The sequence below is a fragment of the Streptococcus sp. XMC genome (assembly GCF_021341835.1).
In the GTDB taxonomy this organism is placed as follows: domain Bacteria; phylum Bacillota; class Bacilli; order Lactobacillales; family Streptococcaceae; genus Streptococcus.
Genome location: NZ_JAJTNQ010000001.1, coordinates 409,613 through 422,965, shown reverse-complemented (window position 1 = coordinate 422,965; position 13,353 = coordinate 409,613). Strand labels below are relative to the sequence as shown.

The window sequence follows — 13,353 nt, the reverse complement described above, 5'->3', positions numbered from 1 at the left end:
CACTCACCCCCCTTCTAAAGTAGGAAGGGTCTACCCTAGAGTAGCCCCTATTCCATCTCGAACCGTTAATCTTTCCCAATAATACGGACTTCGCGCTCCAAGGTTACACCAGCTGATTTTTCAACTGTCGCAATGACATGGGCAATCAAGTCTTCATAATCTTTGGCAGTACCATGATCGACGTTGATCATAAAGCCGGCATGCTTTTCAGAAACCTCCACACCACCAATTCGATGCCCTTTCAGTCCAGCTTCACTGATCAATTGACCCGCAAAGTGCCCGACCGGACGCTTGAAGACAGAGCCACAAGACGGGTATTCGAGGGGTTGTTTCATCTCTCTCAAATGCGTCAAACGAGCCATTTCTTGATCGATCTGATCATAATTACCAGGTGCTAAGGCAAACTTAGCCGAAATCACTACGTCACCGGTTTCTTGGATCTTGGAATGGCGATAGCCAAAAACTAATTCTTCTGCTGTTAAGGTTTTAATTTCTCCTTCTGGCGTCAAGACCTTACACGATTGAAGAATATGGGCAATCTCACCGCCATAGGCACCAGCATTCATATAGACAGCACCACCAATGCTTCCAGGGATCCCACAAGCAAATTCAAAGCCTGTCAAGCTATGGTAGCGGGCTACGTGAGTCACATCGATTAGCTTAGCACCCGCCTCTGCTTCAATCACATAGCCATTGACACGGACGTCATGGAAATGATCAAACATGATCACAAAACCTTCAATCCCACCGTCACGGACGATAATATTGGAAGAATTCCCCAAGACCATCCAAGGAATCTCCTGAGCATTAGCAAAGGTGACAATTCGTTTTAATTCATATTGATTGCGAGGAAAGGCCAAATAATCTGCCGCTCCTCCGACCTTGGTATAGGTGTATTGTTTGAGTGGCTCATTGAACAAAATCTCAATACCAGCCAACTCCTCTTTGATTTGCTTTAGGATTTCCATCTCACAACTCTCTTCTATACGTTATCTTATCCATTATAACAAAAACCAGCCCACTTTTCGACTCTGAAGTAAAAAAACAGAAGCAGCCAAAAGACCGATTCTGTTTTAAATTTTTTTAACAATGGTTAATTGAATTAGCCAATCTTACGTGCAATGCCACGTGTTTTATGAGTGGACAAGGCTGAGCTAATCGCAACCCCACCCCCAATAATGGTAAAGACTGCCAACATGAAGAAGTTAAAGAAGTAATTATCAGGAGTTTGTCCACTTAGAACAAGGTTATTGATCAAATCAAATCCATCACTAAAGTCGACTCCAAGTTGTTTAACTGCTTCTAAAGCGTAGTCAAATTGGTGCACGAGAACGATAGTGACTAACAAGAGAATGCTAGAAATAACTGCTCCAAGTTTACTAAATTTCTTCCCTAAGATTTCATAACCTTTGACAACACAAATGCCAAGGATAAAACCAGCATAAAAAGCTACGTAGCCGAGGCGAGCAATGAAAAGAGTAACAGCTCCTCCAATAATGGCACCAATAAAGGCACCGACTGTTCCAAGGAGGACATTTTCTTTCTGACTATTATATGAATCTGTTTCAATTTTTAGTTGGGAACTGACAGTTTGGAAGCTCTCTTCGTTCATCAAGAAAAGGGAATCTCCAATCTGATAGAGACCAATCGGTCCTTTTTCACCAGAGTGACCACAAACAGTGTAGAAGCCATTGGTTTGCAAAAATTGCAGGATTTCTGTTAGGGCTTGACGAATGTTTTCAATCGTTTTTGCTTTTGTCATTCCAGCTTTTACAGTGAAAGTTGTGACATATTGGTTGAGGCTAATGCTCTTCAAAACAGAAGAGTCTTTCACCATTTGATGCAATTGAGCAGCTGCTTCTTCTGCATCATCACGCGACACAGAAAGTGCAATGCTAAAAACATTTTTTGTGTCAGTTTCACTCAGTAAGAAGAAATAGCCAGAATTTTCCCCATAAATAGATGAAGTTTCAGGATCATACTGGAATCCAAGTTCCGTAGCAAGTTGATGACGTTCAAAGTCTTTCATTAGAATTACAATCTCCTTTACAATTCTATCTATCTTTCGAATAATTGTTTATTATCCTAAAATAATTTGATAGACAAATAATTTATAGAACTATTTTATCATAGATAAATAAAATTAGATAGACTAATTTAGCCTATCTAATCATTTTTTTCATTAAATCAAGATTCACTCTTCTCTACCTTCACACCAGTTGTGTCAATTTTCAAAGAGAAGACCTGACCATTTAAACCCTTAGATTCCAAGTCTTTGACAAAGGCTTCTGCATGTTCAACAGGGAGCAAGGTCATAATAGTTGGACCTGCACCAGAAAGGTAAGTGGCATAAGCATCGTGTTGATGTGCAACTTCTTTCACCTGAGGGAACTCTACAACCAACTGTTGGCGGTAGCGTTCATGGAAGCGATCTGCTTCAATAGCTTTTCCTGCGACTCTTAAGTCTCCCTTAGCAAGGGCAGCAATGGCCACGTTTGCGATTGAGCTAGCTGCAACAGCCTCCTTGTAAGTCCACTCACTTGGAAGGACATTTCGACTATCGCTGGTCTTGAGTTCGTAATTGGGAACAAAGGCTACCAAAGCACATTCAGGGAAGGGAAGGACCAAATGATTGGTCTGCTGATCCACATAGCTCGCTACGACCAGATTTCCAAAAATAGCTGGCGCTACGTTATCCGGATGCCCTTCGATTTTTGTCGCGATTTCAAGTTTATCTTCATCACTTAGGGATAGCTTACCAAGTTGATTGGCCAACTCAATCCCCGCTACGATAACAGAGCTGGATGAACCTAAACCACGCGCCAAAGGCACTTCACTGACCATCTTGAGATGATGAGGAGGCAAATCAGATGAAACTTGGAGAGCAGTTTGAAGCAATAGATTCTCTTCATTGCTTGGAATCTCCTCTCCCAAGTCATGTTCAATCCACCAGTTTTCTCGGGCCTCTAACACATCAATGGTCAAATACTTAGAAACAGCAATCCCTACAGAATCAAATCCTGGACCGACATTGGCACTGGTCGCTGGTACTGTAATTCTCATCTTATTCTCCCAATACTTTAAAGGTATTCAAGAGTTCGAAATTCGGCTCTGAATCCAGTTTTTCAACCAAGTTCTTGAATTGTGTCTGGTTAACTTGGTGGGTAATGATCACGACGCTTGCATAGTGACCATCTGAGTCTTCTTGGAGGATTTGCTTGAAGGAAGCTCCCTCTGCATTAAAGATCTCCGCGAGACGCAAGATTTGACCAGTCGCATCTGGTGCCTTGATTGAGAAATAGTAGTTATTTTTCACATCTTCTGGTTTAGCCAATTGAAGAGGGCGGCTGTATTCATTGAAGGCTTTACCGATCGTTCCTTCTTTTAGACGACGGACAATGCGCACAATGTCGGCTACGACACTTGTCGCAGTTGGTTTTTGACCAGCACCTGGTCCGTAGTACATAGACTCACCAATCCCGATTGATTCCACATAGACCGCATTCATAACGTCGTTCACGCCAGCAAGTGGGTGTTGTTTTGGAAGGAAGGTTGGCGTCACTTCTGCTGCAATCCCTGACACTGTTTCAACAATGGATCCGACAAGCTTGATGACATAACCAAGACTTTGAGCGACCGATACATCTTGAGGAGTGATCTGGCTGATTCCTTTGTGGCCCACTTGGTCAAATTGGATGTTCATCCCAAAGGCGAATTGGCTCAAGATCACCATCTTGTAGGCAGCATCTATCCCTTCGACGTCATTGGTTGGATCACTCTCAGCGTAACCTAGGCGTTGCGCTTCTGCTAAAGCATCCTCATAAGTCCAGCCTTCTTCAACCATTTTTGTCATCATGAAGTTAGATGTTCCATTGACCACACCAAGCACTTTGGTCACCTTGTCTGAGGCCAAAGAATTCACCAAGGTGCGAAGGATTGGAATTCCACCAGCCACAGCAGCTTCATAATAGAGGGCTACTTGGTGTTTTTGAGCAATCTCTAGCAACTCGCTTCCATGAACGGCAAGAAGGTCTTTGTTAGCAGAGACCACATGTTTGCCTGCTTCCAGCGCACGGGTGATAAAGGTTTTCGCTGGCTCGATACGGCCCATCAACTCGACCACGATGGCAATGTCATTGTCTTCAATGATCTCATCAACATTGGTCACAAAGTTATAGTCATGACCAGCAGCTTGCAAGCTTTCCTTTTCCGCATCATCGCGAACCAAGACCTTGGCAATCTCAATCTCATCTTGAGCAGCTTGGCTGATCTTCTCATGGTTTTCTTTTAATAAAAATGGTACGCCACTGGCAACAGTACCAAATCCTAGTAAGGCAATTTTAACAGACATGTTGGTCTCCTTAAAAATCTAATATAGTCTATTATATCAAAAACAAACCCCTTCTGACTAGTTCTATGGCCTTCTTCCTCTACAAGAACTCCACTTTCTCAGATTTAAATCTTCTCACTAAACCTACTAGCAAGCCATTCCTTCAAAAACCGACGAGGTTCCCCAAAATTTTACTCCATTTGTACCTTGTCATAGAAAGATTTCCTGCCCCTATGATATAATGATAATGAATTAGAAAGGGGTCTCTATGAATCACCGAAAAAGACGTGTCCCAAAGAAAATACGATTGCTACTTGTTTTAAATGCTTTTCTTCTATCTTGCATATTCTTTTTGGGATTCCTCCTATTGAAACAGGAGGCTAGCAGTCCACTTGCTGACAAGCAAGAAACAAATACCAGTCAGACGATGAAACAGCAAGGGTCTACTACCAAATGGGTAAAACAAGAGCAACCTGTAAGAATCCCAATTCTCATGTATCACGCTGTTCACACGATGGCCCCTTCGGAAGAGGCCAATGCCAACCTCATTGTAGCACCAGAAACCTTCGAGAGTCATCTCAAAGCCTTAAAAGAGGCCGGTTACTACACCCTGACGCCCGAAGAAGCTTATCGCGCCCTTACAAAAAATGAACTGCCTGAAGGTGGCAAAGTCGTTTGGTTGACGTTCGATGATGGAATTTCAGACTTTTATACCATAGTCTATCCACTCCTAAAAAAATACCAAATGACCGCAACCAATAATATCATTACTTCATTTTCTGAAAAGGAAAAACCAAGCGTTCTAACCTTTGATCAAATCAAAGAAATGAAAGCACAAGGCCTTACTTTTGAGAGCCATACGGTATCCCACCCAGATTTGGCCCAATCAGATACTGCCACTCAAAAGGCTGAACTTGCCAATTCGAAACAAGTATTAGACAAGAAACTCAATCAAACCACTACCACTATTGTCTACCCCGCTGGTCGCTACTCTGAGGTCACCATGGATCTAGCAAAAACCAATGGCTACAAAATGGGCTTGACAACCAACAATGGACTAGCTAGTTTAGATGATGGCCTCTACTCACTAAAACGTCTGCGGATCTTGCCAACTACGACAGCAGAAAACCTACTTGCAGAAATGCAAACCAATCCATAAGCATACAAAAAGCACGAGTCCGAGCGACTCGTGCTTTCTTTTTCCATAAAGGAGGCTTTTACTTAGACTTGATGTAGTTCACACCATCTGCTTTTGGTGCAACCGACTTACCAAAGAAGGCTGCTAGGACGATGATGGTCAATACATACGGCGCAATACGGAGGTAGACTCCTGGAATATGGGCAAGGAAAGGAATCTGCGTAGACACAACCGCCAAGGCTTGTGAAAGACCAAAGAATAGACTGGATAACATGGCACCGATTGGGTTCCATTTCCCAAAGATCATAGCCGCTAGGGCGATAAATCCAGGTCCCACAATGGTAGTTGCTGAGAAATTGACAGATGCAGATTGTGCATACAAGGCACCCCCAACTCCTCCTAAAAATCCAGAGATGAGCACACCATAGTAACGCATGAGGTAAACATTAATCCCAAGGGTATCCGCAGCTTGTGGATGTTCACCAACTGAGCGAAGGCGAAGACCAAACTTCGTTTTAAACATGATAAACCATGCTATAAATGAAAATCCAATCGCGACATATCCCATTAAGCTTGTATTCTTGAAGAAGATATCACCAATGACAGGGATATCAGACAAGAAAGGAAAATCAAATTTACCAAATGACAAATCGATATTGTTGGTTTGACCTTTTCCGTAGATTGCTTTTACCAAAAAGACAGCTAAGGCAGGAGCCAACAAGTTCAATACCGTACCACTCACCACGTGGTCAGCACGGAAGTTAATAGTAGCTACAGCATGGATAGCGGAGAAAATGAGTCCAACCAAACCACCTGCAAGAAGAGATAGCCAGATGGTCATGCCACCAAGAGAGCTTGCAAAAGTCAAGTTAAACACGACACCAGTGAAGGCTCCCATAACCATGATACCTTCCAAACCGACATTAACGACACCAGCATGTTCGGAGTAGGCTCCTCCGATACTAGTGAAAATGAGGGGAGCAGCATAGACCAGCATATTCGATACAAGAATCGTTAGTATAGCAACAATATTCATCCTTACTCTACTCCTTTCATTTGTTTTTTAGGCTTGATGTATTTTTCGATAATGTAATGAGCACTTACAAAGAAGATGATCGAAGCTGTCACAATATTGACAAGTTCTGGTGGGATAGTTGCTGTGGTCATACCTGGCGCACCGGTTTGCAAGGTTCCAAGCAAGAATGCCGCAAAGACAATCCCAATTGGAGAATTGCTAGCAAGGAGAGCAACTGCCATCCCATTAAATCCAACAGCCAAGGAACCAGCTTGAACATAAACGTTCTGGAAAGTACCAATTCCTTCTACTGCTCCACCGATCCCACAGAGGGCACCTGAAATCACCATGGAAAGGATGATGGTCCGTTTAGCTGACATCCCTGCATAGTCTGAAGCATTGGGGTTAAGACCAACAGAACGAATTTCAAAGCCAAGTGTTGTTTTCTTGATAATGAACCAAATCACTGCAACAGCAATCAAGGCAATGAAGATCCCGATATTCATCCGTGACTTAGTCAATTCTGTCAAGAACCCTAGGCGGTAACTTGCATTTGCTCCTACTGTGATACTAGATTCAGAATCGACCATGAACTTTTTAGGGAAGTTCCGGATGATTTCATTTCCAGCAAACAGTACGATGTAGTTCATCATAATAGTAACGATCACTTCACTCGTTCCCAAAAATGCTCGTAGGAGTCCTGGAATCAATCCAATGAGACCACCGGCAATTGCAGCCACAAGGACCGTCAAAGGAATCATTAGGATACGCGGAATATCTGGGAAGGACAAAGCAAACCATACAGCCGCAATCCAACCAGCCAAGGCCTGTCCTGGTAAGCCGACATTGAAAAATCCAGCTCGACTGGCTACCGCAAATCCGAGAGCTATCAAAATCAGAGGCCCCATAGTACGGAAAATTTCACCCACATTTTTAATGGAACCAAAAGCTGTCTTGAAGAGTTCTTCATAACCCCAAAGGGCATCATAACCAAAGATCCACATGATGATGGCCCCGAGGATGATTCCTAGGATTACAGAAATAAAAGGAATAGCAATTTGTCTTGTATTTTTATTCATTTGAAGCCTCCTTGATTTCTCCACCAGCCATTAGAATACCAAGCTCTTGTTTGTTGGTTTCTGATGGCTTCACAATACCTTGGATTTTTCCATCATGAATAACAGCAATCCGGTCTGATAGGTTTAGAATTTCATCTAATTCGAAGCTGACAACGAGGACGGCTTTTCCTTTATCACGTTCGTCAATCAAACGTTTATGGATGTACTCAATCGCACCAACGTCCAATCCACGTGTCGGTTGGCTAACGATTAACAAGTCTGGATTCCGATCAACTTCACGAGCAATAATAGCCTTTTGTTGATTTCCTCCTGATAGGGCACTTGCTGGAACAATCTCGTTGGCTGCACGAACATCAAATTCTTCCATCAACTTGCGGGCATATGAATTAATTTGATTGTAATTCAACACACCGTTTTTGCTAAGTGGTTCTTTGTAGTAAGTTTGAAGTGCGATGTTTTCAGAAAGCATCATTTCGAGAACAAGACCATCACGATGACGATCTTCAGGCACGTGGCTGACATTCATTTCAGTAATCTTACGTGGGGAAAGGCCAACAACTTCTTGTCCTTTAATTTTAATACTGCCTGATTTGACTTTGCGTAGTCCAGTAATAGCCTGAATCAATTCACTCTGACCATTACCATCAATCCCTGCAATCCCTACAATTTCGCCTGCACGAACATCAAGAGATAGTTCTTTGACAGCAGGAACTCCACGGTTTTCATTCACGACTAAGTCAGAAATTTGAAGAACCACTTCTTTCGGTTGCGCTTCTTCCTTTTCTGTTACGAAAGAAACCGAGCGCCCAACCATCATCTCTGCCAAATCTTTATTGGTAGCACCTTCGATGCTAACGGTTTGAATGGATTTCCCACGACGAATAACTGTGACACGGTCCGCAACCGCACGAATTTCGTCCAGTTTGTGGGTGATGAGGATGATAGATTTCCCTTCTTTAACAAGGGCTTTCATGATATCCATCAACTCCAAAATTTCAGCAGGAGTTAGCACCGCTGTGGGCTCGTCGAAAATCAGAATATCAGCTCCGCGATAGAGTGTCTTCAAGATTTCTACACGTTGTTGAGCACCAACAGAAATATCTTCAACTTTTGCTGTAGGATCCACAGCCAAGCCGTAGCGTTCTGACAACTCAAGGATATCTGCATTAGCCTTTTTCAAATCTAATACACCTTTATTCGTTACTTCGCTACCAAGAATGATATTTTCTGCAACAGTGAAAGCTTCTACCAACATGAAGTGCTGGTGAACCATCCCGATCCCTAGAGAAGCAGCCTTTGAAGGAGAATCTAATTTTTCAGACTTCCCATTGACCACAATTTCTCCGCTCGTTGGTTCCAAAAGACCAGCCAACATATTCATCAGGGTTGATTTCCCAGCTCCATTTTCACCAAGAAGTGCATGAATTTCACCTTTACGCAATTCGAGGTTGATTTTGTCGTTTGCGACAAATTCACCAAAAATTTTGGTAATTTCACGCATCTCAATGACGTTTTCGTGTGCCATTCGAATATTCCTTTCTAGAAAACTATATTTTATTTCAGTAGGACCTGCTAAACAAGTTAGTAAGTTCTATTGAGACAAAATGTCTCAACACCTCGAAAAAAAGCGACCCAAGAAGGATGGATCGCTTCCGGAAGGTTCTTATTTCTCAGGTGCTTTTACGCTACCATCAATAATTTGTTTTTTAGCATCTTCTACAGCTTTTTTGGCATCTTTAGAAAGATTAGTAGTTGTCAAATCAACACCACCATCTTTCAAACCAAATGTAATCACTTTTCCACCTGGGAATTTGCCGTCAGCAGTTTGAGTTGCAATTTCTTGAACAGTTTTACCAACTTGTTTCAAAGTAGAAGCCAATACGAAGTTAGATTCTTTACCATCTTTTGAAGTGTATTTACCTTCGTCAACTTGGTCACGGTCTACACCAATAACCCAAACTTTTTCGTCATCATTTTTCTTCTCATTCAAGTCTTTTGCTTCCTTGAAGACACCAGCTCCTGTACCACCAGCAGCTTGGTAAATGACGTCAGCTCCTGCAGCGTATTGGGTCGCTGCAATAGTTCTACCTTTTTCAGGGTTGTTGAAGTCTTCAGCATATTGTACATCTATTGAAATGTCTTTGTTTACAGACTTCACGCCTGCTTCAAATCCTTTTTCAAAACGAGTGATAACTTCACCACGTGCGCCACCGATGAAACCAACTTTGTTTGTCTTAGTAGTTTTGGCAGCAGCAACCCCTGCAAGATAAGCAGCTTCATTATCCGCAAAAACAGCAGATGCTACGTTCTTCTTATCACCAACAACAGAGTCAATGATAACGTAGTTGATATCAGCATTTTCATCTGCAGCAGCTGTAACAGCTGGAGCAAGTTTGTAACCAACACCGTAGACTAATTTGTAGCCGTTTGTAGCAGCTTGGCTGAAGTTATTTGCAAAATCTGCTTCACTTGTAGATTGGAAATAAGTAAATCCGTTATCTTTAGAAAGACCGTTTTCTTTCCCCCAAGCTTGTAGACCTTCCCATGCAGATTGGTTAAATGATTTATCATCAACACCACCTGTGTCAGTAACGATAGCAGCTTTTAAATCAGTTTTTGCATCTGAAGAATCTTTGCGTGACGCACGATTTCCACATGCAGCAAGTCCGATTGCAGCGACAGTTACTAGACCTAGGCCTAACCATTGTTTCTTGTTCATTTCTGAACCTCCTAAATAAGATATGCAACTAAGTTGCGGATTAATAAAAGGGTCAATAGACCGCCTTTACAGAAGTTACTAGGTAAGGTCTGTAAAGGAATATGGAAGCAATTCCTTGACCGTCATCACGACCGTCGATTTATCTTTGGCTACTAGAGTAACCGGTAAGTCTGGCTCGAAAAATTCAGCCATCACCTGGCGACAAGCACCACAGGGTGAAACTGGTTTTTCAGTCTGACCATAAATAATTAATTCCTTAAATGAACGCTCTCCTTCTGAAACAGCCTTAAAGATAGCTGTTCGCTCACCACAATTGGTCAAGCCGAAGCTAGCATTTTCAACATTGACGCCTGTATAAAGCTTTCCATCATCTGTCACAAGGACAGCACCGATTGGAAAATGTGAATAAGGTACATAAGCATTCTCACTTGTTTTTACAGCCAGGTCAATCAACTCAGTAGTCGCCATGGGCTACTTCTCCCTTCATAATGGCTACTCCAGAGGAAGTACCGATTCGGTTAGCACCCGCTTGGATCATGGCTTGAGCATCCTCATAGCTACGAGTCCCACCAGATGCTTTTACTCCCATATCAGGTCCCACAACCTGGCGCATGAGAGCCACATCCTCAACAGTTGCTCCACCAGTAGAAAATCCAGTCGAAGTTTTGACAAAGTCTGCTCCTGCCAATTTAGCAATCTGGCAAGCTACAATTTTTTCAGTTTCGGTCAATAAGCAGGTTTCGATGATCACTTTTACCAAGTGATCCCCACTTGCATCCACAACAGCCTGAATATCCTCTTCTACTAACGTAAGGTTTTTGGATTTTAAGGCACCGATATTGATGACCATATCGATCTCATCGGCTCCATTTTGGATGGCATTTTGAGTTTCAAATGCTTTAACAGCTGGTGTGTTAGCGCCAAGAGGAAAACCAATCACTGTACACACTTTTACATCTGAATCCCGAAGTCCTTCAACTGCGAAGTTTACCCATGTTGGTTGCACACAAACACTCGCAAAATCATATTCTTTCGCTTCTTCGATCAAAGCCTCGATTTGTTCTTGCTGTGCATCCGGTTTTAATAGTGTGTGGTCAATGTATTTGTTTAATTTCATTAATGAATCTCCCCTAAACGAATTACGATACGATTTCAATAATCTCTGAAACGCTTACAACCTTGTCTAGTATTTTAACATTTTTTTGGAATTCTGCAATGTTTTTTTGACAAATTTCTAGGTTTGTATAAATAGTTGCAACAAGATCCCCTTTTTGAACAGGATCCCCGACTTTCTTAGCAAAAACAATCCCTGACTCATAGTCTAAAACATCTGTTTTAACCGCTCTACCAGCCCCCAGACGCATAGCGAAAAGTCCGTGTTCCATAGCAGGCAATGCTACAATATAGCCATCCTCTTCTGCATAGACAGGCACTTGTTCTTTTACCTGAGCTGGACGGTAGAGATCCTCTAAATCTCCACCTTGGGCAAGGACCATTTCTTCAAACTTCTTCAGAGCTTTGCCGGCAGTCAGATGTTGCTTGATTTCTTCCAAGCTAGCTGTCACCCCACCGAGTTCCAACATGATTTGAGCCAATTCACAAATGAAGTGGGTCACGTCTTCTCTGCCTTTGCCTTGAAGAATATCTAAGGCTTCAAGAATTTCCAAACGGTTCCCAATGCTGGTTCCCAAAGGCTGACTCATATCCGTCAAGACAGCAATGGTCTTGCGACCGACAGCATTTCCAAGATCCACCATGGTGCGGGCCAGTTCACGCGCTTCTTCGATGGTCTTCATAAAGTCCCCTTCTCCAACAGTCACATCCAGAAGAATGGCATCTGCTCCAGCAGCAATCTTCTTACTCATGACAGAACTCGCAATCAAGGGAATTGTGTCAACTGTTGCCGTCACATCTCGAAGCGCATAGAGAAGCTTATCTGCTAGGACCAATTGGTCAGACTGTCCGATGACAGAAAGGCCAATATCTTGTACTTGCTTGATAAACTCTTCTTGAGTCCGCTCGATTTGGAATCCTTTAATGGACTCTAGCTTATCAATGGTCCCACCTGTATGTCCAAGGCCACGACCACTCATCTTAGCTACTGGGACACCAAAGCTCGCCACTAGAGGGGCCAGTACAATCGTTACTTTATCCCCTACACCACCTGTCGAGTGTTTGTCCACCTTGATGCCTTTAATAGCAGAGAGGTCGAATTGCTCCCCTGTTTCCACCATCTTCATGGTCAAATCGGAGATTTCTCGCGTCGTCATCCCTTTGAAGTAAACCGCCATGGCAAAGGCAGCCATTTGATAGTCCGGTACTGTTCTAGTCACATAGCCTTCAATCAGCCAGTGAATTTCTTCTTTAGTCAATTCAATGCCATCACGTTTTTTCTGAATGATATCTACAGCTCTCATGTGACTTTCTCACTCCTTAAAATATAATAACCCTTGTCTTTTTTAAGAATTTCACAGTTTCCAAAGACTTCTTCCATCTTTGCCTTCGCACTTGGAGCACCCTGTTTTTTCTGAATGACAATGGTTAAATCGCCACCAGGTTTCAAATGATCAAAGCTTCCAGAAAGTACTTCATGAACGACCTTTTTCCCGGCTCGAATCGGAGGGTTACTGATAATATGGTCAAAACATCCCTCAACCTGATCATAGACATTGGATTGGAAGATAGTAGCTTGAACTTGATTGAAAGCCGCATTTTTCTGAGCCAGATCAAGGGCACGTGTATTGACGTCTACCATAGTTGCATGAACCCCTTGCGCCTTGGCCAAAGAGAGACCAAGTGGACCATAGCCGCAACCAATGTCCAAAACCGTCTCTCCTGGCTGAAAAGACAGACAAGACAAGAGGACTTGGCTTCCAAAGTCGATCATTTTCTTACTAAAAACACCGGCATCCGTCAAAAATTTCATCCGCTCTCCTAGAAGGACCACATGTAACTCATGGATATCATGTTGAGCATCTGGATGTTCATCATAGTACATTTTACTCATAATAGCATTATAGCATAATTTAACCTATTTTTAAATCGTTTACAGAAGATCTTAAAACTGATATA

Annotated in this window: 13 protein-coding genes; 1 reads left to right on the top strand and 12 read right to left on the bottom strand. The window is 42.6% G+C overall.

The features are described 5' to 3' along the window. Positions 1–65: 65 nt before the first annotated feature. From murB to LXO72_RS01925, 4 genes are all read right to left on the bottom strand, one after another. Positions 66–968 (bottom strand): UDP-N-acetylmuramate dehydrogenase, encoded by a 903-nt coding sequence (gene murB, locus LXO72_RS01940; RefSeq protein WP_233331355.1) that lies wholly within the window; start codon positions 966–968, stop codon positions 66–68. Between the two features lie 134 nt (positions 969–1,102). After that, the gene (locus tag LXO72_RS01935; protein ID WP_233331354.1) at positions 1,103–2,029 is read right to left on the bottom strand and encodes a hypothetical protein; all 927 of its coding nucleotides are present in this window, start codon (positions 2,027–2,029) and stop codon (positions 1,103–1,105) included. Between the two features lie 158 nt (positions 2,030–2,187). Further along, positions 2,188–3,063 carry a homoserine kinase gene (thrB, locus tag LXO72_RS01930; protein WP_233331353.1) on the bottom strand — a complete coding sequence of 292 codons (876 nt, stop codon included), beginning with the start codon at positions 3,061–3,063 and terminating at the stop codon, positions 2,188–2,190. Position 3,064: 1 nt separating this feature from the next. Further along, entirely contained in the window at positions 3,065–4,351 is a 1,287-nt protein-coding gene (locus LXO72_RS01925; protein ID WP_233331352.1) for a homoserine dehydrogenase, read from the bottom strand. 247 nt (positions 4,352–4,598) lie between these two features. Between LXO72_RS01925 and LXO72_RS01920 the strand changes: the two genes are divergently transcribed. Next, positions 4,599–5,489 (top strand): polysaccharide deacetylase family protein, encoded by an 891-nt coding sequence (locus LXO72_RS01920; protein ID WP_442805151.1) that lies wholly within the window; start codon positions 4,599–4,601, stop codon positions 5,487–5,489. A 58-nt stretch (positions 5,490–5,547) separates the two neighbouring features. On the opposite strand, the gene LXO72_RS01915 is transcribed toward LXO72_RS01920, so the two are convergent. The 8 genes from LXO72_RS01915 to LXO72_RS01880 form a co-directional block, all read right to left on the bottom strand. Continuing rightward, positions 5,548–6,504, bottom strand: a complete 957-nt coding sequence (locus tag LXO72_RS01915) for an ABC transporter permease (protein WP_233331351.1) — start codon at positions 6,502–6,504, stop codon at positions 5,548–5,550. A 2-nt stretch (positions 6,505–6,506) separates the two neighbouring features. Further along, entirely contained in the window at positions 6,507–7,562 is a 1,056-nt protein-coding gene (locus LXO72_RS01910; protein WP_048687948.1) for an ABC transporter permease, read from the bottom strand. Beyond that, a complete protein-coding gene (locus tag LXO72_RS01905; protein ID WP_233331350.1) occupies positions 7,555–9,087 on the bottom strand; it encodes an ABC transporter ATP-binding protein in 1,533 nt (510 codons plus the stop codon). Before LXO72_RS01905 ends, LXO72_RS01910 begins: the two co-directional genes overlap by 8 nt. 138 nt (positions 9,088–9,225) lie before the next feature. Beyond that, positions 9,226–10,281 (bottom strand): BMP family lipoprotein, encoded by a 1,056-nt coding sequence (locus LXO72_RS01900; protein ID WP_233331349.1) that lies wholly within the window; start codon positions 10,279–10,281, stop codon positions 9,226–9,228. Positions 10,282–10,359: 78 nt separating this feature from the next. Continuing rightward, positions 10,360–10,749, bottom strand: coding sequence for a cytidine deaminase (locus tag LXO72_RS01895; protein ID WP_023027005.1), 390 nt, complete (start codon positions 10,747–10,749; stop codon positions 10,360–10,362). Then, on the bottom strand, positions 10,736–11,398 hold the full coding sequence (deoC, locus tag LXO72_RS01890) for a deoxyribose-phosphate aldolase (protein WP_233331348.1): 663 nt from the start codon (positions 11,396–11,398) through the stop codon (positions 10,736–10,738). The genes LXO72_RS01895 and deoC overlap by 14 nt, the downstream gene beginning before the upstream one ends. A gap of 22 nt (positions 11,399–11,420) precedes the next feature. Next, positions 11,421–12,698, bottom strand: coding sequence for a pyrimidine-nucleoside phosphorylase (locus LXO72_RS01885; protein ID WP_233331347.1), 1,278 nt, complete (start codon positions 12,696–12,698; stop codon positions 11,421–11,423). Beyond that, positions 12,695–13,288 (bottom strand): class I SAM-dependent methyltransferase, encoded by a 594-nt coding sequence (locus LXO72_RS01880; RefSeq protein ID WP_125374948.1) that lies wholly within the window; start codon positions 13,286–13,288, stop codon positions 12,695–12,697. The genes LXO72_RS01885 and LXO72_RS01880 overlap by 4 nt, the downstream gene beginning before the upstream one ends. Positions 13,289–13,353 lie beyond the last annotated feature (65 nt).